Genomic DNA, 19,136 nt, shown 5'->3' with positions numbered 1-19,136 from the left:
AGAAGAGCGGAGTGACGGGGCCGGGCACCGAGAGCACGCTCGTCTCCCCGGCGCGCATGCTGCTCCTGCGCATCATCGTGCTGCTCACGATCGTGCTCGGCGTCAACTACGTCACCTGGCGCTGGATCGCCTCGCTGAACTGGGACGCCTGGTGGATCGCCGTGCCGCTGGTGGCCGCTGAGACCTACAGCCTGATCGACGTCTGCCTCTACGGGATGACGATGTGGCGCGCGCGCGGCCGGCCGGCTCCCCCCGAGCCCGACCCTGAGGCCACGGTCGACATCTTCATCACCACCTACAACGAGCCGATCGAGCTCGTGATGGAGACCGCGCTCGCCGCGCAGGCCGCGCGGATCCCGCACTCGACCTGGGTGCTCGACGACGGCGACCGGCCCGAGATGCGCGCCGCCGCCGAGGGCGCGGGGCTCGGCTACATCACCCGCTCGCAGGCGTGGAAGGACATGCCGCGGCACGCGAAGGCGGGCAACCTCAACAACGCGCTCGAGCAGACGACGGGCGAGTTCCTGCTGATCCTCGACGCCGATCAGATCCCGCGGCCCGAGATCCTCGAGCACACGCTCGGCTACTTCCGCGACCCGGAGGTGGCCCTCGTGCAGACCCCCCAGGTCTTCTCGAACGTGGCCACCGGCGATCCGCTCGGCAGCCAGGCCCCGCTGTTCTACGGCCCGATCCAGCAGGGCAAGGACGGCTGGAACGCCGCCTTCTTCTGCGGCTCCAACGCGATGCTGCGCCGCGAGGCGCTGATGCAGCTCGGCATCACCGGGTACATCCGCGAGCTCGACCGGAGCATCGCGCGGGCTCTGCGCACCGCCTCCCGCGCCGTCGCCAAGGCCCGCTCGCACCCCGCCGCCCGCGACGCCGCGGTCGCCCGCGCCCTCGACGACGTCTCGGCGGCCATCGCGCACGCGCGCACCGCGCTCGCCTCCGGGGCGCCGATCGGCTCGATCACCTACGACCTGCACCGCGCCGTCGACCAGGCGAGCTACTCCCTGGTCGCCTCCGACGTCGCCGGACTCGAGGAGGACCTCGCCGAGATCCGCGCGCTCGCGCGGGCCGACGGAGGCGACGGCGACACGATCGTCGACATCGAGCAGATCGTCTCGTCGCTCGCCGACCGCGACCTCTCTCCGCTGAACGCGCTCGAGTCGGTGCAGGCGGTCCTGCAGGGCATCGCCGTCGACCGGCCCGACGAGGCGCAGCCGATCATGCCGCTGGCGACCATCTCGGTCACCGAGGACATGGCGACCTGCATGCGCCTGCACGGCCTGGGCTGGAAGACCGTCTACCACCACGAGCTGCTCGCCGACGGCCTCGCCCCCGAGGACGCGGGCACCATGCTCGTGCAGCGGCTGCGCTGGGCGCAGGGCACGATGCAGGTGTTCCTCCGCGAGAACCCGCTGCTGCAGCGGGCCCTCTCGATCCCGCAGCGGCTGATGTACTTCGCGACGATGTGGAGCTACCTCAGCGGCTACGCGGCGGTCGTCTACTTCGCGGCGCCGATCGTGTTCCTGGTGCTCGGGATCCTGCCGGTGTCCTCGCTGGCGGCGGACTTCTTCGTCCGGTTCATCCCGTTCATGATCGCGAACCAGCTGCTGTTCCTCGTCTCGGCGAAGGGCACGCCCACCTGGCGCGGCCAGCAGTACAGCCTCGCCCTGTTCCCGGTCTGGATCGAGGCGTGCCGGACCGCGGTGAACAACGTGATCCTGCGCATCCCGCTCGGCTTCGCCGTGACCCCCAAGACGCGGCAGGAGTCGACCGGCACGCCGTGGAGACTGATCAAGGTGCAGCTCGTGGTCATGGTGCTGCTCGTGATCGCGATCGTCGTCGGCACGTTCCACCTCGTGGTGAACGGCGCCGAGCCGATCGGCACGGGCGTCAACATCGCCTGGGCGATCTACGATCTGGTCGTCCTCAGCGTCCTGTTCCAGGCCGTCCACTACCAGGGCTTCTCCCCCGAGGAGTCCCCCGTTCCCGAGAAGGAGTCCGCATGACGTTCACCACCGAGAAGATCGAGCCCGACATCGCCGTCGTCCGCGGCGAAGGCAAGCTCAACATGGTCTCGGCCCCCGAGCTGCGCACCCTCGTGCTGCGCGTGATCGAGGAGGGCGAGAACCGCGTCGTCGTCGACCTCAGCGGCATCGAGTTCATGGACTCCTCCGGACTCGGCGCCCTCGTCGGCTGCCTCAAGAGCGCCCGTCAGGCGGGCGGCGACCTGCGCATCGCCTCCCCGAGCCCGCAGGTCTCGATGGTCCTCCGGCTCTCGAACCTCGACCGCGTCCTGGCGAGCTTCGACAGCGCCGAGGACGCCTACCGTGTCTGAGCGCTCCGTCGTCTTCCGGACTCCTCCGGACGGTGTCGAGACCGTGCACTCGGCCCTCGAGACGCTGTGGCAGGACCGCACCGACGTCGACGAGATGGAGCGGATGATGTTCGAGACCGCGCTCGTCGAGCTCGTCTCGAACGTGGTCCAGCACGCCTCCTCGACGACCACGATCATCTGCGAGCTGAGCCTCGTGGCGGATGAGCGCGTCCTGCGGGCCACGCTGGTCGACACCGCCGACCCGCCGATGGTCGACACCGAGACGGTCGTCGAGATGCCGGACGAGTTCGCCGAGTCGGGTCGCGGGATCCCCTTCATCCAGGCGCTGGTCGACACCTTCGAGCACGAGCGGGAGCACGGACGCAACGTCTGGACGATCGCGAAGCACCGCCCCGCCCCGACGCCGTGAAGCCCGTCCTCGCGCGCCGCCGCGTCCGGAAGCTGCCGCCGGTCGACTCCCTCGCCCTGACGGCGAACGGGTTCGACGAGCAGACCCCGCTGGTCAAGCAGCTCCCGGTCCTCGGACTGTTCCTGGTCGCCGTCGCGCTCACCGTGTCGGTGCCGACCCTCGTGGTCACCAGCGCGACCGCACTGGTCGCGGCGGTGCTGATGATGGTCGCGGCGACCGCACTGGCCGCGGTGATGCCGCGGGTGGACGCGCTGGGCCGGGTGGCGCTGGTGATCCCCGCGATCGACTTCCTGGCCGTCGGCGTGCTGCGCTTCGCGACCGGCGAGAGCGCGTCGATCTTCGCCTCCCTCGCCGTGCTGCCCACCGTGTGGGTCGCGGCGGGGCCGGGCCGGCGGCACATCGCCCTGGCCAGCCTCGGAGTCGTCGCAGGGCTCGTCCTCCCGTTCCTCCTCGGCTCGACGCTCGAGGAGAACCCCAACGAGCTGGCGCGCGGCGTCTTCTCGGCCGGCGCCTTCGGCCTCGCGGCCCTGGTCGTCAACGAGCTCTCCCGGATGGCGCGCGAGCGCGTCGCCGACATCAGCGCGCGCGAGAAGCTCACGCACCTCGAGCTGGCGCAGGCGTCGGCCGTGCAGCAGGCGCTGCTGCCCAAGGAGCGCGCCGAGCTGCAGGGCTACGCCTTCGCCGGTGTGTGCCTGCCCTCGCGCGCCATCGGCGGCGACTTCTTCGACTGGTACGACATCCAGGGCGGGGCGGCCTTCACCGTCGGCGACGTGATGGGCAAGGGCGTCGGAGCCGGCATCATCGCGGCCACCGTCCGCGCGGTCGTGCGCAGCGCTCGCAACCACGACGACCTCGCGGTCGCCGCGTCGCGCGCCTCCGAGAGCCTCGCCTCGGACCTGGGCGACACCGCGTCCTTCGCCACGATGTTCCACGCGCGTCTCGACGAGACCACCGGCGTCGTGCGCTACCTCGACGCCGGCCACGGGCTGACGCTGCACGTGCACGCCGACGGGACCTGGGACCGCCTGGCCTCGCACAACCTGCCGGTCGGGATCGGCGAGGACGCCTGGGCGACCGCCGAGCTCGTGCTGCTGCCGGGCGACTCGCTGGTCAGCTGCAGCGACGGGATCCTCGACCTGTACGACGGGCGGGTGGAGTCGCTCCAGCACGTCGCCGCGCTCGTGTCGCAGTCGGCCGACGCGGCCGATGCGGTCGCGCGCATCAGCGCGCGGGCCGAGGGCGGCGCGAACGACGACGACGTGACGGTGCTGGTGCTGCGGCGCGCGGTGTGACGACGGGATCCGCCGATCGAGCAGCCCGCTCCGCGGGCGTCTCCGAGTCGGTGGGTCTCGATGCGCCCCTGCGGGGCTGCTCGACCAGCAAGGGGAGCGGGCGTGCAGAAGCTCGGCCGAGAGCGCTGCCCAGCCGTGATGGTGGCTGAGCAGCACTCCTGCCTGAGCTTCTGCCGCTGCAGGCAGCACGCGCCGCGCGCTCCTCTCTGCTGATCGAGCAGCGCGCGGAGCGCGCGTATCGAGATCCGCGATGTCCGGGAGTCGGCGGGGGTACTCGGCCAGCTCGGTCATCCGTCAGCGACGGCCGGTCCGGCGCCCGGGGGCGGCCGATCGCGACGGATCGCGGAGAAGCCGGGCGTCAGGGCGTCGGCATGCCGCCGTTCACGTTGAGCGTCTCGCCCGCGACGAAGCTCGACTCTGCCGACGCCAGGAACACGTAGGCGGGCGCGAGCTCGGCCGGCTGGGCCGGGCGCCCTATCGGGGACTCGCTCGAGCCGAAGTCCGGCAGGCTCTGCGGGTCGACGCCGTCCGTGACCTGCAGCACGGTCCAGGTCGGCCCCGGCGCCACGACATTGACGCGGATGCCCTTCGGCGCGAGCTGCTGCGCGAGACCCTTCGAGAGGTTGTTGATCGCGCCCTTGGTCATCGCGTAGTCGAGGCGGTCGGGTGCGGGCGTGTGGGCCTCGGCCGACGCGGTCGTGATGATCGTCGATCCGGGCGCCAGGTGCGGCACCGCCGCCTTCACGATGCGGAACATCGCGAGCACGTTGACCTGGAACGTCTCGAGGAACTGCTCGTCGCTCAGCTCCTGCAGGTCCTCCTGCCACACCTGCTTGCCTGCGACGTTCACCACCGCATCGAGCCCGCCGAGCCCCTCGACCGCCTGCTCGACCAGCTCGGTGCAGTACCGCTGGTCGCGCAGGTCCCCGGGGAGCGCGAGGGCCGTGCGCCCGGCGGCGCGGACCAGCTCGATCACGTGCCGGGCGTCCTCCTCCTCCTCGGGCAGGTACGCGAGCGCCACGTCGGCCCCCTCTCGGGCGAACGCGATGGCGACCGCCGCGCCGATCCCGGAGTCCGCGCCCGTGATGAGCGCGCGCCGGCCGGTCAGGCGGCCCGTGCCGCGGTACGTGTCCTCCCCCAGGTCGGGCCGCGGGTCGAGGCGCGACTGCAGCCCGGGCTCCTCCTGGTGCTGCACGGGAGGCGTGGTGTTCGGGTACTGCGTCGCCGGGTTCGTGAACGTGTACTGATCGGGCATGGTCTCCTGCTGCTCCCCGGCCGGGTCTCGGGCCGTCGCGTCCAGTCCACCTCACCGGGCGGTCGGGAGAAGAGGACTTGACGTCCCCTTCCTCCGTCCCCGCGGGCCGCACTCGGGCCGGCGAGGACGCGGTGCCCTGGCAGCGTGCAGGCGCCGCGCCTAGCGTGAGGGAGCGACGGCCGCGGTCGCGCGCGGCGTCCTCCGCCGCCTCCGCCCGACGCGTCCGGCCGCCCCGCACCGCCCCGCATGACCGAACACGGAGGAGACGCCATGACCCGCCGCACCACGACCTCGCGCGGCCTGACCGCCGCCGCCCTCGCGGCGCTCCTGAGCGGATGCACCGCCGCGGGCACCCCGGGCGCCGCCACCACCCCCGCCACCGCGACGGCGCGCCCGCTCCGACCGAGATCACGACCGGCCTCACCTCGCCCTGGTCGATCGCCTTCGCCGGCACGACGCCGCTCGTCAGCGAGCGCGACACCGGCCGGATCCTCGAGCTCGACGGCAGCGGCGAGGCGCGCGAGGTCGCCGACCTCGACGACGTCGTGCACCAGGGCGAGGGCGGGCTGCTGGGTCTCGCTGTCGATGAGCAGAGCCGTCTCTACGCCTACTCGACGGGCCCCGACGGCAACCGCATCCAGCGCTTCGACCTCGCCGGCTCCCCCGGATCCCTCCGCCTCGAGAACGAGCGCACGATCCTCGACGGCCTCCCCTCGGCGACGTTCCACAACGGCGGGCGGATCGCCTTCGGCCCCGACGGCCTGCTCTACGCGGGAGTCGGCGACGCGGGCGACCGCGCGAGCGCGCAGGACCTCGGCGCGCTCTCGGGCAAGATCCTCCGGATGACCGCCGACGGAGGCGTCCCCGACGACAACCCGTACCCCGACTCCCTCGTCTACAGCTCCGGCCACCGCAACGTGCAGGGACTGGGCTGGGCCGAGGACGGCACGATGTTCGCCAGCGAGTTCGGCCAGGACACCTGGGACGAGCTGAACATCATCACGGCCGGCGCGAACTACGGCTGGCCGGAGGCCGAGGGCGTCGCCGGCGACGACGACTTCGTCGACCCGGCGCAGCAGTGGGCGCCCGCCGACGCGAGCCCGAGCGGAGTCGCGGTGCTGGGCGGCACCGTCTACCTCGCCAACCTCCGCGGCGAGCGCCTGCGCACGGTGCCGGTCGCGGACCCCTCCTCCGCCACCGACCTCTACACCGGCGACTACGGGCGGATCCGCGCCGTCACCCCGGCCCCGGACGGCTCGCTCTGGTTCGTCACGGGCAACACGAACAGCCGTCTGGAGCCGCGCGAGGGCGACGACCGCATCCTCCGCATCGACCCGCTCTGACCCGGGCGGCCGCGCAGGACCTCGGCCGTGGAGGGGCTCGTCCGGCTGTCGGCCGCCACCCCGCCCCCTCAGCCGACGCCGCGCACGCGAACGCCGCCGAGAGGGCCTTCGAGCACCTGTGGCTTCAGGCGCCCTGCGCCCCACCCGGCAGCAGCGGCCGCTGCATCCGCCGCTCGTAGCGCACGATGCACCGGGAGTCCCGCGCCAGCTCGTAGGCGGCGATGCACTCCGGGTCGGTGAGCGAGTCGATCCGGTACCGCTCGTACTCGGCGAGGGACGGGAACGTGAAGAGCGCGAAGGCCTCGTCGCTGTCGCCCTCCGCCGGGAGGAAGTAGCCGTGGTGCTGCCCGCCGAAGCGGTCGACCAGGGTCATCCACCGCGTCGCGTACTCGGTGAACACGTCCAGGAGCGACGGATCGATCTGATACCGGAGGTGGATCGTGATCACGCGCGTCCCCCTCGGAGTCGAACGGGTGTCGTCGTGCTGCGCATGGCTCCCCCTCGGGAGATCGGCCGTCTCCGGCGTGCGGTTCCTCCGCACTGCTCCCACCGTGTCAGCGCGCCGCGTGCCGCGAGGCGCGACGACGGCCGATCACCGTCGAGAACCCGCCACGGCGTCGCTCACCAGCCTCGGGCCCCGTGCTCCCCGCCTCGTACTCCTCCAGCGGCGCCGCTCCGTCGGCCCAGTGCGAGAGCACCGGAGTGACGATGCGCCAGCACTGCTCGGCGACGTCCCCGGGCACCGACAGCAGGGTGTCGCCCTGCAGGATCCCCGCGAGCACCTGCCCGTAGGCGTCGAGGGTCGCGGTCCCGGGATGCGCCTCCAGCGTCGTGCGCTCGAGGTCGGTCAGGTCGTCGGCGCTGTTCACGAACAGGTCGAGCCCGACGTCGCCGCCCATCAGCGACAGGCGCAGGACCGTCCCGGCGTCCTCCCCGCCCGAGCGGAGGCCGCGGGGCGGAGCCGAGGGCCGGAAGTGCACGGCGACCTCGGTGCGCGGGTCGCCGATCCCCTTGCCGGAGCGCAGCACGAACGGCACGCCCGCCCAGCGCGGGACGTCGACCTGGAGGAGCAGCTGCGCGAGCGTCTCGGTGCCGGCCTCGGGATCGACGTCGGGCTCGTCGACGTAGGAGGGGAGCAGGCGACCGTCGAGGCGCCCCTCCGTGTAGCGGGCGCGGCGGGCGGTGGCCGGGTCGTCGCGCCAGAGGCGCACCGCTCCGAGCGCCTCGGCCATCCGCGCGTGGACGTCCTGCGGAGAGACCTCGTCGGGCCGCTCCATCACCGTCAGCGCCAGCACCATCAGCAGGTGGCTCTGCAGCATGTCGCGCAGCGCCCCGGTGCCGTCGTAGAACTTCCCGCGCCCCTCGATCCCGAGCGTCTCGTCGTAGACGATCTCGACCTTCTCGATGTGCTCGGCGCTCCAGCTCGCCTCGAGCAGCCGGTTGCCGAAGCGCAGGCCCAGCATCCCCATCACCGTCGCGTTGCCGAGGAAGTGGTCGATGCGCCAGAGGCGGTCCTCGGGGATCACGGCCGCGAGGGCGGCATTGAGCGAGACGGCGTCGTCGAGGTCCTCGCCGAACGGCTTCTCGATCGCGACGACGAGGTCCTCCGGCAGCTCGATCCGCGCCAGCGACTCGGCGACCGCGTGCCCCATGGCCGGCGGGAGCGCCACGTAGAGCACGGGCGTCGACGGGCACGCGTCGAGCAGGGCCGTCAGCTGCTCCGGATCGGAGGCGTCCGTCGCGACGAAGCGCGCCCGCGAGGCGAGGTCGTCGACGGTGCGCGCCGCGATTCCCGCCTCCTCGAGGCTGCGGCGGACGAGCCCCTGCCACTCCTCGTCGCTCTGCGGCGTGCGGGCGGCTCCGACGAGGGTGAGCTCCAAGTCGCGCGCGAGCTCCGCGACCCGTCCGAGCCCCGGGAGCAGCAGTCGCTCGGTGAGGTCGCCTCCTGCCCCGAGGATCGCGACGGTGCGCCGCTGCTGCTCGAGTGCGGTGGCCTCGGGGATCCCGATCTCGGTCATGCTGTCTCCTCCTGGTCGGCGCGGTTCCGCGCCACGGTAATCCATCGTTCTGCGATGTTCCTCGGGGCTGCTAGCAGCAGTCGACCCCGCTCAGCCAGTCCCTGCGCCGCGTCGGCGATCGTGGTCGACTGCAGCAACCCCTCCGAAAGCCGGTCCCATGCTCTCCCTCGTCTACTCCAGCCGCGCCACCGCCCTGTTCGACGAAGCGCGCCTCGCGTCGCTCCTGCAGCAGAGCCGCGCCGACAACGCGCGCGTCGACCTCACCGGCATGCTCCTGCACCGCGACGGCCGCTTCCTCCAGGTCCTCGAGGGCCCCGACGACGCGGTGCGCGAGCGGATGGACGCCATCGAGCACGATCCCCGGCACGAGTCGATCCGCGTCCTGCTCAAGGAGACGACGACCGAGCGCCTGTTCCCGGAGTGGTCGATGGCGTACGCGACCGTCCCCGAGACCGCGCAGCCGGAGGGCTTCCGCACCACGTTCGAGGACCTCGCCGGCGACCGCGGGACGAGCATGACCCTCCCGGCCCTGCGCGAGCTCGTCCGCTGGTTCCAGGAGCGCCCCGCCGCCTGAGCCGGCCCTCACCGCTCGTGGCTCGCGTACTCCTCGAGCAGCGCGAGTGCGTGCGCGCCCGCCGCGCCCTCCTGCTCGAGCGCCGTGCGCATCGACGCCGACTTCTCCTCCCCCGCCGGGAACGGCGGCAGCAGCGGCACGTCGCGATCGGTGACGACCTCGATCAGCACGGGCCGATCGCAGGCGAACGCCTCGCGCCACGCCCCGGCGAGCGCCTCCGGATCCTCCACCCGGATCCCCCGGAATCCCAGCAGCTCGGCGATCGCCGCGAACGGCACGTCCGGCAGCGCCTGGCTGTCCTCGAACCGCGGCTGCTCCTCCATCTCGCGCTGCTCCCACGACACCTCCGCGAGATCGCGGTTGCTCAGCACGCACACGACGAACCGCGGATCCGCCCACTCGGTCGCGAGGCGCGCCACCGTGATCAGCTCGGCCAGTCCGAGCATCTGCATCGCCCCGTCGCCCGCGAGCACCACCACCGGCTTCGACGGGTCGGCGAGCTTCGCCGCGATGCCGTACGGCACCGAGCAGCCCATCGAGGCGAGGGTGCCCGAGAGGTGCGCGGCGGCTCCCGCCGGCACGTGCAGCTGGCGGGCGTACCAGTAGACGACGCTGCCGACGTCGACGGCGATCCGCGCGTCCTCGGGCAGCTGCGCGTCGAGCTCCCTCAGCACTCGCTCCGGATTCACGGGGCGCGCCGCCACCGCCGCCCGCCGCTGCGCGATCCCCCGCCACCGCTCGACCGACTCCGCGACCCGCCCGCGCCACCCGACGCGCTCGGGCAGCCGCTCGAGCAGGGCCGAGAGCGTCGCGGCCGCGTCGCCGACCAGCCCGACCTCGATGGGGTAGCGGTTGCCGATCGCCCGGGCGTCGAGGTCGATCTGGACCGCCCGCGCCTGCCCGGGCGCCGGGTAGAACTCCGTCCACGGATCGTCCGAGCCCACGATCAGCAGCGTGTCGCAGCCGTCGAGCAGCTCGGCGCTCGCGGTCGTGCCCAGGTGCCCCATCGTGCCGGTCGAGAACGGCAGGGTCTCGTCGACGTACGGCTTGCCGAGCAGGCTCGTCGTGATCCCGGCTCCGAGGCGGCGCGCGATCGTCTCGACCTCGGCGCGGGCGTGCCGGGCGCCCTGCCCGACGAACACCGCGACCCGCTCCCCCTCGGCGAGGAGCGACGTCGCGCGCTCCAGGTCGTCCTCGCGGGGCAGCACCACCGGCTGCGGAGCCGCGACCGCGGTCGGCACCGTCCCGTGCTCGTGCGGCAGCTCGCCGGGCGGCGCCGTCTGGACGTCGTGGGGCACGATCACGACCGTCGGCGAGCGCGTGGCGATCACCGACCGGAACGCCCGGTCGAGCACCATCGGCAGCTGCTCCGGAGTCGACACGAGCTGGCAGAACTGCGCCGCCACGTCCGCGAACAGCACGCGCAGGTCGATCTCCTGCATGTACCCGGAGCCGAGGACCGTGCGGTTCTGCTGTCCCACGATCGCGACCACGGGCACCCCGTCGAGCTTCGCGTCGTACAGGCCGTTCAGGAGGTGGACCGCGCCCGGCCCCTGCGTGGAGGTCACGACTCCGACGCCGCCCGTGAACTTCGCGTGCCCGACCGCCATGAACGCGGCGGCCTCCTCGTGCCGCGCCTGCACGAAGCGCGGCGCGTCCTCCCCGCGCCGCAGCGCCTCCATGAACCCGTTGATGCCGTCGCCGCTGTACCCGAAGATCCGCTCGACGCCCCACTCCCGCAACCGGTCGACCATCAGGTCGGCCGTCGTCGGCTGGTCGCGCTCCTGCATCGTCATCTGCCGTCCCCTCTCGCCGGTCGTCCCGACGCTACGGACGCGGACGGCCGCTGTCGGCGGGGTTGCCGCGGCCGCCGAGCGCGGCCGACAATGCGGCTCTCGGCTTCCCTCCCGGAGACGACCTGCACGTCTCCGGAACCGCGCCCCCGGGTCATCCGTCGCCAATGGCCACCCCGAGGCTCCGGAGGCGGCCGTTCACGACGGATCACCCGCGAGCCGTCCTCCGTTCCCCGCCTCGCGGTCATCCGTCGCATCCGGCCGCCCGAAGGCTCCGGCGACGGCCTTTCGAGACGGATCACGCGCCCCGTCCGCCGCGCCCCGTCGCCCGCCTCGCGGTCATCCGTCACCAACGGCCGCCCGGACGCTCCGGAGGCGGCCGTTCGCGACGGATCGCGCGCGGCGCCCGCAGCCGGCGGCGAGTCAGCCCCAGCCGAGCTCGACCAGCGCCTCGCGCGCGTCGCGGCGCGGCGAGTACGGCACCTCGACCCCGCGCACCAGCCGGTAGTCGGTGTCGCCCGGCCCCACCCACAGCACGCTGTCGGAGTCGGTGGCCGAGCCCAGCGCCGAGCGGATCGCCTCCGCGGGCTCCGCGATCTCGCGCACGTCGCCGCCGAGACGGGCCCCCTCGAGCAGGGCCCGGCGGATCCGCGCCGGATCCTCCGACCGCGGATGGTGGTCGGTCACGACGACCACGTCCGCCCCCTCCGCCGCCGCCCGCCCCATCGGCGCGCGCTTGGACGGATCCCGGTCGCCGTCCGCTCCGAGCACCACGATCACGCGCCCCGGCGTCACCTCGCGCAGCGCCGCCACCGTCTTCTCGATCGAGTCGGGCGTGTGCGAGAAGTCGAGGTACACCCGCGGCCCGCGCTCCCCCGAGACCAGGAGCGAGCGGCCCGGCACGCGCGCGCGGATCCCGTCGCGCACCGCCTCGGCGAGCGCCGCGAACGGATGCCCGGCCGACAGCAGCATCACCAGCGCGAGCCCCGCATCCGCCGCCATGTGCCGGCCGACGAGGGGGACGGAGGTGGTCAGCGAGCCGCCCGGCCCGCTCAGCCGGAACGCGGTGCGCGTCGTCGTCGACTCGAGCACCTCGACCCGCCAGTCCGCATCGGTGCCGGCGACCGACGCGACGGTGACCACGGGCACCTCGGCGAGGTCGCGCATCCGCTCGCCCGCCGGAGAATCGAGCAGCACCACGGCCCGGCGCGAGAGCGACGGATGCAGCAGCCGCGCCTTCGCCCGCAGGTACTCGTCCATGCCGCCGTAGTCGTCGAGGTGGTCGTGGCTGAGGTTCGTGAACCCCGCGACGTCGAAGTGCAGCCCGTCGACCCGGTGCCGGGTCAGCGCCTGCGCGCTCACCTCGAGGGCGGCGGCGTCCACCCCGTCCTCGACCATGCGCGCCAGCAGCGCGTGCACCTCGGGAGCCTCGGGCGAGGTGAGCCGGCTCGCGATCTCGACGGGGCCGCTGCGCCGCGTCGCCGTCGAGCTGTGGCCGACGCGCCTCCCGAGCTGATCGAGCACCGCCGTGAGCAGGTGCACGGTCGTCGTCTTGCCGTTCGTGCCGGTCACGCCGAAGAGCGGCGGGCGAGCGGAGTCGGTGCCGTAGACCCGCGCCGCGATCCGTCCCAGGGACCGCCGCGGATCCGGAGCGACCAGGACGGGCAGTCCGGCGATGCGCGCAGCCCCCTCCTCATCGGTGAGGACCGCGACCGCACCCGCCGCCCGCGCCCGCTCGACGAAGTCGGCACCGTGCGCGCCCCGCCCCGGCAGCGCGGCGAACAGCCCGCCCGGCTCGACCTCGCGGTCGCTGACGGTCACGCTCGTCACCCGGACGTCGGGGCCCTCGAGCCGGGCGCCCGTCGCGGCGAGCTCCGAGAGCATCGCCCCCGCCGTCGAGCGCGGCCGGAGGAACGAGAAGTCCGGCACTGCGCCCCTCGCTGCTCCCGGGCACTGCGATCCGGCCCGACCAGCCGATCGTAAGAAACCCGCGGCGCCCGGTGAAGACGATTGACAAAGCAGGCCCTGTGCGATCCCCCGGGAGCGCTCTCAGCGCAGCCGTGCTGCTCTGAACCCGCCCGGGAGAACCCGAGGCCATATGATGCTTATTAATAGTCACGGAGGGTCCATGTACACCGCACCCGAGCTCACCGACGAAGAACTCCAGGTCCGCCGCGAGATCAGGACGGTGAGCGATTCCCTGACGCATCAGGTGCGCCAGGCGAACCGCTGGACGGCGCCGCTGCGTCGCATGACGATCGCCCGCAACGTGCAGGGGTCGAACAGCATCGAGGGCATCACCGCGAGCGTCGACGAGGTGGGCGCACTCGCTCAGGGCGAGCAGCCCGCAGGAGTGGGCGACGACACGGCCCGCGCCCTCCTCGGCTACCAGCTCGCGATGACGTACGTCCTCCAGCTCGCGCAGGACCCGGTCGTCGTGGACCCGACCCTCCTGCGGAGCCTCCATTACATGGTGACCTCGCACGATCTGTCGGTGCGGCCCGGGCGCTACCGGATCGGGCCGGTGTTCGTGCAGCAGGAGTCCACCGGGGACATCGTGCACGAAGGCGCCGCCGCCGAGGCCCTCCCTCCCCTGATGGAGGAGTTGGCCACGACCGTCCGCGGCACCGGCGACAGCCTCGTCGACGCAGCGATGGCGCACCTCAACTTCGTGCTCATCCACCCCTTCCGCGACGGCAACGGACGCATGGCGCGCATCCTGCAGTCCCTCGTCCTCGCCGCCGACGACGACGTCTCGCCCGTCTTCCTCTCGACGGAGGAGTACCTCGGCCGCCACACGCAGGCGTACTACGACGTGCTCGCCGAGGTCGGCGGCTGGGGGTGGTCTCCGGGGCGCGTGCCTCCCGAACGATCACGCCCCTGGATCCGGTTCATGCTCACCGCACACCTCAACCAGGCGCAGGAGCGAGCCTTCCGCATCGCCGCCGCGAGCGAGGCGACGACGGCTCTGAGCAGGATGGTCGTCGCGGCCGGCGTCGACGACCGCGCCCTGGACGCGCTGTTCGACGCCCTCCTCGGCGCGACGGTGACGAGAGGCCGCTACATCTCCTCGCTCGCCGAGGTGGGCGCGACGATCAGCCCCCAGACCGCTACGCGCGACTTGGCGACGCTCGCGCAGGCCGGACTCCTCGAAGCGACCGGAGAGAAGCGGGGTCGCGCCTACACGGCGGCCGCACCCCTTCTCGCCCTGCGCCGCGAGGTCGGTCTCGGGCGGGTGTGGCGGCATGTGGATCCGTTCGCCGGCTCGTGAGTGCGGCGCCCCGCCGCGACCCTCGGTCCCGCTGCCGGAACCAGTCCAGCAGCAGCAGCGCCCGCGACGGCTCGTCCGAGCTGCTCCGCCGCTTCTGCGGGGAGTCGAAGAACGCGTCGTTACCCGGGCGTCCGCCGGAGCTCGGCGTCATCGGGCGTCAGCGAGCCCCCTCCGAGCCGGATCGGCGCCTGGCATGCTCGGGGGATGAGGAATCGGCCGGATGCCCGCGAGCTCCGGCGCCTCCAGAAGCAGCACCGCGCTCTGCTGCACCGCCGCTCCCCGGAGGTGGACGACTCCGAGTGGGCGCTCGTCCGCGACGCGATCCTGGCCGTCCTGACGGACGAGGACCTGTGGGGTCTCTTCCCGGAGTCGTCGGCCGACGAGTACCTGCCCGAGGCGGTCGACCTCACCCGGCTCCTCCTGCAGGACGGGGCCTGCCTCGGACTGCACGTGCGGACCTGCTGGGCGGCGATGTTCGACACGGTGCTCGAGACCGAGGTCGCCGAACGGCTCGCGGGGCGCATCACAGCGGAGGTGCTCGAGGCGATCGCCCTCTCCGCCGGCTCGTCGCCGGACGCGTCCGCGAGGCCGGCGCCGAGTTCCTCCTCGGCGGCGGCTCTTCCCGCCACGTCGTCGCAGCGGCCGTCGACGAGGTCGCCGGCGGAGTCCTGGGAGCGGGGTTGCTCGCGCTCGCCTCCCTCTATTCCGACGCGTCGTCCTGGGAGGTCCTCGACGCCCTGAACGCCGCCCTCGCCGAGGCGGGGCGACCTCCGCTCGCAGAGGGCACCGACGAGACCGCGATCCTCGCGCTCCGATCGGCCTGCCGTCGCTTCCTCGCAGGAGAGACGGACGTGCGCTCGCTCTCGTCCTGGGCGCACGCGACGATCGGACACGAGGGGCCCGAGGTCGCGGAGCCCCTCGTCCTCCTCGACGACGACGTGGACGTCGTCGGACCGCAGGGGGTCGACCCGGCGACGCTCCTCGATGCACGCCTCCGCGCCGTCGCCTTCCTCCGCGCCACCACCTGACCATCCCCGGCGAGCGCCGTCGCCCGCCTCGCGGTCATCCGTCACGCACGGCCGCCCCGGCGCTCCGGCGATGGCCGTTCGTGACGGATCACGCGCCGCGCCGCGACCCTCAGGCGCGCTGCCGGAACCAGTCCAGCAGCAGCTGCGCCCGCGACGGCTCGTCCCAGCTGCTCCGCCGCTTCTGCGGCGAGTCGAAGAACGCGTCGTAGCCCGGCGCCCGCCGCAGCTCGGCGTCCTCGGGCGTCGGGAAGCCCATCGACCACTGCGGGAAGCGCCGCCCCTCGATGGACTCGCTCAGCAGCTGCGTGACGTCGGTGTGCCGCGGGTCGGCCGCGATCGCCCGGTACCGCTCGCGCACGTCCTCCTCCTCGCCCTCGAGCACCTGCATGAAGCGCCCGTTCTTGAAGAGCAGCATCCCGGTCAGGCCGGAGCGCGCGTTGTTGTCGCGGCTCTGCCGCAGCAGCTCGGCGAGGTCGGCGTCGCCGAACGACTCGGCGGCCGTGCTCACATAGGTGACGGACAGCATCAGCGCTCTCCTCCTTCTTCCTCGTCCCGGCGGATGACCAGCAGCGTGACGTCGTCGTCGGGCGGGACGGACTCGATGAGGTCCGCGACCGCGGCGAAGAGCTCGCCGTCGTCGGCGCAGGCGCGGACGAGGACTGCCAGCTCGTCGAGCGCCGCCAGAGTGCCGTCGTACAGGTCCAGCGCCCCGTCGGAGCAGGAGAGCAGCGTGTCGCCCGGGAGGAGCGTCGTCGCGCGCGCCTCCCATCCGACGTCCTCACCGATCCCGATCGGGAAGTCGGTCGACGTCAGCCGCTCGGCGGTGCCGTCGGCGCGCACGATCACGGTCAGTCCGTGGCCCGCGTCGGCGTAGTGGAGCTCGCCGGTCTCGGTGTCCAGGCTGGTGTGGACGAGGGTCGCGAACGTGCCCGTGGCGGACAGGTCGGCGAGCAGCTGCTCGTTGACCGCGGTCACGGCCGCGCCGGGCTCCCAGCCGCGGCGGGCCTGGAACGCCGAGCGGACGGCCGACGCGACGAGAGCCGCGGACACGCCCTTCCCCATGACGTCGGACAGCGTCGCGTCCACGCGCCCCTCGAGCACCTCGACGGCGAAGTAGTCGCCGGCCACCTCGGAGTGGGGCTGCGTGAACCCGGCGAACGTGAAGTCGTCGACGCGCAGGGCCGCGGGCAGCATCTGCCGCTGCGTCCAGCCCGCGTGGTCGGCCGCGCGCTGCTGCACCAGCTCGCGCTCGACCCATCGACCGAGCTCGTCGAGGAGCTCCTGGTCCTCGCCGCTGAGGTCGCGCGGCGCCGTGTCGACCAGGCAGATGGTGCCGACCCGCGCGCCGTCGGCCACGCTGAGCGGGCGGCCGGCGTAGAAGCGCACGTGCGGCGGACCGGTGACCGTCCCCCGCTCCGAGAACCGCGGATCCTCGAGCGCGTCGGGCACGACGACGATGTCGGGCTGCTGCACGACGACGTCGCAGAAGGAGTCGGCCCGCGGCGTGTACGGGGACCCGCCCGGCCGCTGCGGCGACTTGGTGAACTGGTGCTGCTGGTCGATGAAGTTGATCTCGGCGATCGGCACGCCGAACAGCTCCTTGGCCATCCGCGTGACCCGGTCGAACCGCTCCTCGGGGCCGGTGCCCACGATGTGCAGGTCGTCGAGTGCCGCGAGCCGGATCCGCTCCCGCGCCACCGACCGATCAGCTGGCGCATTCTGCGTCACTGACAGCACCTCTCCCCAGAACCGCACCGCCGGCCCGAACGGGCCGTTCGCGCTCCTCCCGCGGGGAGCACTCGGAGGAACTCTGGCAGACCGCACGCGTCGGATCGGCGCGATCGACCGCTACGCCCCGCTGACGGGGGTAGCGAGAAACGTCACGCAGCGCACCCCCCGTCAGTCGTCCGTCGGGCGCCGTCGCTGCCGCTTCGTCGCCGACCGCTGCTGCTTCGCCGCCAGGTGGCGCCGGGCCGATCCACGCGTGGGCCGTGTCGCCCGCCGCGGAGCCGCCGGGGGCGCCAGCGCCGCGCTCACCAGTCCGCGCAGCGCCTCGAGCGCCGCCTCGCGGTTCCGCAGCTGCGAGCGCTGCTCCGACACCGTCACCGTGACGGTCCCGGCGACCAGCCGCCGCTCCAGCCGCTCCAGGATCCGCGCCCGCTGCTCCTCGCCGAGCACCGCCGACCCCGCCACGTCCCAGGTCAGCTGCACGCGACTGTCGGACGTGTTCACGTGCTGACCGCCCGGCCCGGACGACCGGGAGAACCGCCACTGCAGCTCCGCCGCCGGGATCGTCAGGCCGCGCCCGATCTCGAGATCCATCACCACCGCCGTCCGTGGAGCGCCTGCTCGACCCGGCTCGCGCGGCAGCGGGGACTCCCTCCGCCCACGCTACCGGCGCGACCGCCGAGGGCCCGCCCTCGACCGCGCCGGTCCGGCGAGCGCGCTCAGACGGCGAGCTCCCGGAGCCACTGCTCGATCGAGCGCGGCTGCAGGCCGAGGAGCCGCTGCGCGCTGCGGTCGTCGTCGATCAGCTCGTCGGGCCGGGTGGCGCGCCAGCGGTAGGAGTCGACCACGGGGGTCATCGCGTCCGCTCCGAAGAGGGGGATCAGCATCTCGGCGAACTCATCGGGGCTCTGGGCGCGGAAGGACGCTCCGCGGCCGAAGTAGTCCGCGAAACCGGCGGCGAGGTCCGAGCCGAGGAGTCCGGGAAGCGCCCCGACGGCGACGACGCCCGTGACCTCCACGTCCTCGAAGAGTCGGACGGCCACGTCCGCGACGTCGAGGTGCGAGGCCCACGACACGCGGAAGTCCTCCCTGATCGGGTACGGGAGCACCCCGTGCTCGCGGACGGAGGCGATCACCGGCGGCAGGAGGAGGTTCTCGGAGTAGAGGCGCGGAGCGATCACGGCCACCGGGACGCCCGTCGCCTCGAGGCCCCGCATCAGCACCCCGTGGGGGCTGTCGTCGGCGTCTCCCAGCGGGTAGCCGCTGGTCGAGAAGACGACTCGAGGAGGGCGGGCGCCGGAGACGGCGGTGACGATCGCTCTCGCGTGCTCGAGCTGCCGGCTCGGCGACCCGAGGGGCAGATGGACGAAGACCCCTTCCGCGCCGGTGTAGGCGGTGAGGAGGCCGGGCACGTCGGACGTGTCGACCGCCACGGCCGGACCGGCGGTGAACGCGTCCGGGTTCCGAACGGCTGCAGTGACGGATCTGCCTGAACGCAGGAGAGCGGCCGCGACGGGAGCGCCTTGCGCACCGGTCGCTCCGTGGACGATGTAGGTCATGGGGCCATTAGTGCATACGATGCATGGGTTACTTCAACTGCACTGACGGCGAGAGGTCGTATCCCGTGTCGTTCTCCGCCGACCAGTGGCCCGAGTGCGGGATCGCCCGGTTCCTCACCCTCCTCGACGGCCCGTGGGCCACCCTCGTCGTCCGCGAGCTCCTCGACGGTCCCCGGCGCTTCGGCGACCTGAAGAAGGCCCTGCCCGGGATCAGCGCCCACACCCTCACCGACAGGCTGAGGCGCTTCGAGACCTACGGCGTCCTGACCAGGACCGCCTACGCGGAGACCCCTCCCCGGGTCGAGTACGAGCTCACCGCCGTCGGGTCCGGGCTGCGCCCCGTCCTCGAGGCGATGAACACCTGGGCGGCGACCGTTCCGCGGGTCGACGGGGACGCTGCGGTCCCCCTCCCCATCTCCTGCACCGGGTCCGGCGGGTTCTGAGGCCCGGTCGCGAGGGGTCCGGTCCCCTCCGACCCGGCGGGCGCCGCCGTCCTGCCGAGTCCTCGTCCGCGACGCGCCCGCG

The 19,136-nt window shown here is 73.1% G+C and carries 19 protein-coding genes; 10 read left to right on the top strand and 9 right to left on the bottom strand.

Annotated elements, in window-relative coordinates:
- The first annotated feature begins 56 nt into the window (after window positions 1-56).
- The 4 genes from B0T42_RS01355 to B0T42_RS01340 are packed head-to-tail and all read left to right on the top strand — an operon-like array spanning window position 57 to window position 4,042.
- Window positions 57-2,012 carry a glycosyltransferase family 2 protein gene (locus B0T42_RS01355; protein ID WP_077221661.1) on the top strand — a complete coding sequence of 652 codons (1,956 nt, stop codon included), beginning with the start codon at window positions 57-59 and terminating at the stop codon, window positions 2,010-2,012.
- Window positions 2,009-2,341, top strand: a complete 333-nt coding sequence (locus tag B0T42_RS01350; RefSeq protein WP_055785281.1) for an STAS domain-containing protein — start codon at window positions 2,009-2,011, stop codon at window positions 2,339-2,341. The genes B0T42_RS01355 and B0T42_RS01350 overlap by 4 nt, the downstream gene beginning before the upstream one ends.
- The gene (locus B0T42_RS01345) at window positions 2,334-2,750 is read left to right on the top strand and encodes an ATP-binding protein (RefSeq protein WP_077221634.1); all 417 of its coding nucleotides are present in this window, start codon (window positions 2,334-2,336) and stop codon (window positions 2,748-2,750) included. The genes B0T42_RS01350 and B0T42_RS01345 overlap by 8 nt, the downstream gene beginning before the upstream one ends.
- Complete coding sequence (locus B0T42_RS01340) at window positions 2,747-4,042, top strand: PP2C family protein-serine/threonine phosphatase (RefSeq protein WP_077221633.1); 1,296 nt, start codon at window positions 2,747-2,749, stop codon at window positions 4,040-4,042. The genes B0T42_RS01345 and B0T42_RS01340 overlap by 4 nt, the downstream gene beginning before the upstream one ends.
- 358 nt (window positions 4,043-4,400) lie before the next feature.
- Here B0T42_RS01340 and B0T42_RS01335 read toward each other — a convergent pair whose 3' ends face one another.
- The gene (locus tag B0T42_RS01335; protein WP_077221632.1) at window positions 4,401-5,297 is read right to left on the bottom strand and encodes an SDR family oxidoreductase; all 897 of its coding nucleotides are present in this window, start codon (window positions 5,295-5,297) and stop codon (window positions 4,401-4,403) included.
- 335 nt (window positions 5,298-5,632) lie between these two features.
- On the opposite strand from B0T42_RS01335, the gene B0T42_RS01330 reads away from it, so the two are divergent.
- Window positions 5,633-6,640 (top strand): PQQ-dependent sugar dehydrogenase, encoded by a 1,008-nt coding sequence (locus B0T42_RS01330; protein ID WP_094742650.1) that lies wholly within the window; start codon window positions 5,633-5,635, stop codon window positions 6,638-6,640.
- A gap of 124 nt (window positions 6,641-6,764) precedes the next feature.
- On the opposite strand, the gene B0T42_RS01325 is transcribed toward B0T42_RS01330, so the two are convergent.
- Together B0T42_RS01325 and B0T42_RS01320 are read right to left on the bottom strand one after the other, a co-directional pair.
- On the bottom strand, window positions 6,765-7,088 hold the full coding sequence (locus tag B0T42_RS01325) for an NIPSNAP family protein (protein ID WP_077221631.1): 324 nt from the start codon (window positions 7,086-7,088) through the stop codon (window positions 6,765-6,767).
- 106 nt (window positions 7,089-7,194) lie between these two features.
- Window positions 7,195-8,658 carry a glucose-6-phosphate dehydrogenase gene (locus B0T42_RS01320; RefSeq protein ID WP_077221630.1) on the bottom strand — a complete coding sequence of 488 codons (1,464 nt, stop codon included), beginning with the start codon at window positions 8,656-8,658 and terminating at the stop codon, window positions 7,195-7,197.
- A 157-nt stretch (window positions 8,659-8,815) separates the two neighbouring features.
- Here B0T42_RS01320 and B0T42_RS01315 point away from each other — a divergent pair, with 157 nt between their 5' ends.
- Window positions 8,816-9,232 (top strand): BLUF domain-containing protein, encoded by a 417-nt coding sequence (locus B0T42_RS01315; RefSeq protein ID WP_077221629.1) that lies wholly within the window; start codon window positions 8,816-8,818, stop codon window positions 9,230-9,232.
- Window positions 9,233-9,240: 8 nt separating this feature from the next.
- On the opposite strand, the gene B0T42_RS01310 is transcribed toward B0T42_RS01315, so the two are convergent.
- Entirely contained in the window at window positions 9,241-11,028 is a 1,788-nt protein-coding gene (locus B0T42_RS01310) for a thiamine pyrophosphate-requiring protein (RefSeq protein WP_446737342.1), read from the bottom strand.
- 420 nt (window positions 11,029-11,448) lie between these two features.
- Window positions 11,449-12,954, bottom strand: a complete 1,506-nt coding sequence (locus B0T42_RS01305) for a Mur ligase family protein (RefSeq protein ID WP_236720042.1) — start codon at window positions 12,952-12,954, stop codon at window positions 11,449-11,451.
- 199 nt (window positions 12,955-13,153) lie between these two features.
- Here B0T42_RS01305 and B0T42_RS01300 point away from each other — a divergent pair, with 199 nt between their 5' ends.
- From B0T42_RS01300 to B0T42_RS19055, 3 genes are all read left to right on the top strand, one after another.
- The gene (locus tag B0T42_RS01300; protein ID WP_158078005.1) at window positions 13,154-14,296 is read left to right on the top strand and encodes a Fic family protein; all 1,143 of its coding nucleotides are present in this window, start codon (window positions 13,154-13,156) and stop codon (window positions 14,294-14,296) included.
- Between the two features lie 204 nt (window positions 14,297-14,500).
- The gene (locus B0T42_RS01295) at window positions 14,501-15,037 is read left to right on the top strand and encodes a hypothetical protein (RefSeq protein WP_077221627.1); all 537 of its coding nucleotides are present in this window, start codon (window positions 14,501-14,503) and stop codon (window positions 15,035-15,037) included.
- Window positions 14,977-15,324, top strand: coding sequence for a hypothetical protein (locus B0T42_RS19055; protein WP_094742649.1), 348 nt, complete (start codon window positions 14,977-14,979; stop codon window positions 15,322-15,324). The genes B0T42_RS01295 and B0T42_RS19055 overlap by 61 nt, the downstream gene beginning before the upstream one ends.
- Before the next feature lie 109 nt (window positions 15,325-15,433).
- On the opposite strand, the gene B0T42_RS01290 is transcribed toward B0T42_RS19055, so the two are convergent.
- The 4 genes from B0T42_RS01290 to B0T42_RS01275 form a co-directional block, all read right to left on the bottom strand.
- Window positions 15,434-15,850 carry a BLUF domain-containing protein gene (locus B0T42_RS01290; protein WP_077221626.1) on the bottom strand — a complete coding sequence of 139 codons (417 nt, stop codon included), beginning with the start codon at window positions 15,848-15,850 and terminating at the stop codon, window positions 15,434-15,436.
- Window positions 15,850-17,022 (bottom strand): PP2C family protein-serine/threonine phosphatase, encoded by a 1,173-nt coding sequence (locus B0T42_RS01285; RefSeq protein ID WP_077221625.1) that lies wholly within the window; start codon window positions 17,020-17,022, stop codon window positions 15,850-15,852. The genes B0T42_RS01290 and B0T42_RS01285 overlap by 1 nt, the downstream gene beginning before the upstream one ends.
- Before the next feature lie 201 nt (window positions 17,023-17,223).
- Complete coding sequence (gene arfB / locus B0T42_RS01280; protein ID WP_077221624.1) at window positions 17,224-17,646, bottom strand: alternative ribosome rescue aminoacyl-tRNA hydrolase ArfB; 423 nt, start codon at window positions 17,644-17,646, stop codon at window positions 17,224-17,226.
- Between the two features lie 125 nt (window positions 17,647-17,771).
- Window positions 17,772-18,611 (bottom strand): SDR family oxidoreductase, encoded by an 840-nt coding sequence (locus B0T42_RS01275; protein WP_077221623.1) that lies wholly within the window; start codon window positions 18,609-18,611, stop codon window positions 17,772-17,774.
- 65 nt (window positions 18,612-18,676) lie between these two features.
- Here B0T42_RS01275 and B0T42_RS01270 point away from each other — a divergent pair, with 65 nt between their 5' ends.
- The gene (locus B0T42_RS01270; protein ID WP_236720041.1) at window positions 18,677-19,054 is read left to right on the top strand and encodes a winged helix-turn-helix transcriptional regulator; all 378 of its coding nucleotides are present in this window, start codon (window positions 18,677-18,679) and stop codon (window positions 19,052-19,054) included.
- Window positions 19,055-19,136: the final 82 nt, after the last annotated feature.

Source organism: Rathayibacter rhapontici, from assembly GCF_001995175.1.
In the GTDB taxonomy this organism is placed as follows: domain Bacteria; phylum Actinomycetota; class Actinomycetes; order Actinomycetales; family Microbacteriaceae; genus Rathayibacter.
This window is presented reverse-complemented; position numbering and strand designations above follow the sequence as displayed.

Bases quoted from the DNA above. Each gene is read 5' to 3' on its own strand.
- B0T42_RS01355 (WP_077221661.1), top strand. From the start codon at position 57: ATGCTGCTCCTGCGCATCATCGTGCTGCTCACGATCGTGCTCGGCGTC.
- B0T42_RS01350 (WP_055785281.1), top strand. From the start codon at position 2,009: ATGACGTTCACCACCGAGAAGATCGAGCCCGACATCGCCGTCGTCCGC.
- B0T42_RS01335 (WP_077221632.1), bottom strand. From the start codon at position 5,297: ATGCCCGATCAGTACACGTTCACGAACCCGGCGACGCAGTACCCGAAC.
- B0T42_RS01330 (WP_094742650.1), top strand. From the start codon at position 5,633: ATGCACCGCCGCGGGCACCCCGGGCGCCGCCACCACCCCCGCCACCGC.
- B0T42_RS01320 (WP_077221630.1), bottom strand. From the start codon at position 8,658: ATGACCGAGATCGGGATCCCCGAGGCCACCGCACTCGAGCAGCAGCGG.
- B0T42_RS01315 (WP_077221629.1), top strand. From the start codon at position 8,816: ATGCTCTCCCTCGTCTACTCCAGCCGCGCCACCGCCCTGTTCGACGAA.
- B0T42_RS01310 (WP_446737342.1), bottom strand. From the start codon at position 11,028: ATGACGATGCAGGAGCGCGACCAGCCGACGACGGCCGACCTGATGGTC.
- B0T42_RS01300 (WP_158078005.1), top strand. From the start codon at position 13,154: ATGTACACCGCACCCGAGCTCACCGACGAAGAACTCCAGGTCCGCCGC.
- B0T42_RS01295 (WP_077221627.1), top strand. From the start codon at position 14,501: ATGAGGAATCGGCCGGATGCCCGCGAGCTCCGGCGCCTCCAGAAGCAG.
- B0T42_RS01290 (WP_077221626.1), bottom strand. From the start codon at position 15,850: ATGCTGTCCGTCACCTATGTGAGCACGGCCGCCGAGTCGTTCGGCGAC.
- arfB (WP_077221624.1), bottom strand. From the start codon at position 17,646: ATGGATCTCGAGATCGGGCGCGGCCTGACGATCCCGGCGGCGGAGCTG.
- B0T42_RS01275 (WP_077221623.1), bottom strand. From the start codon at position 18,611: ATGACCTACATCGTCCACGGAGCGACCGGTGCGCAAGGCGCTCCCGTC.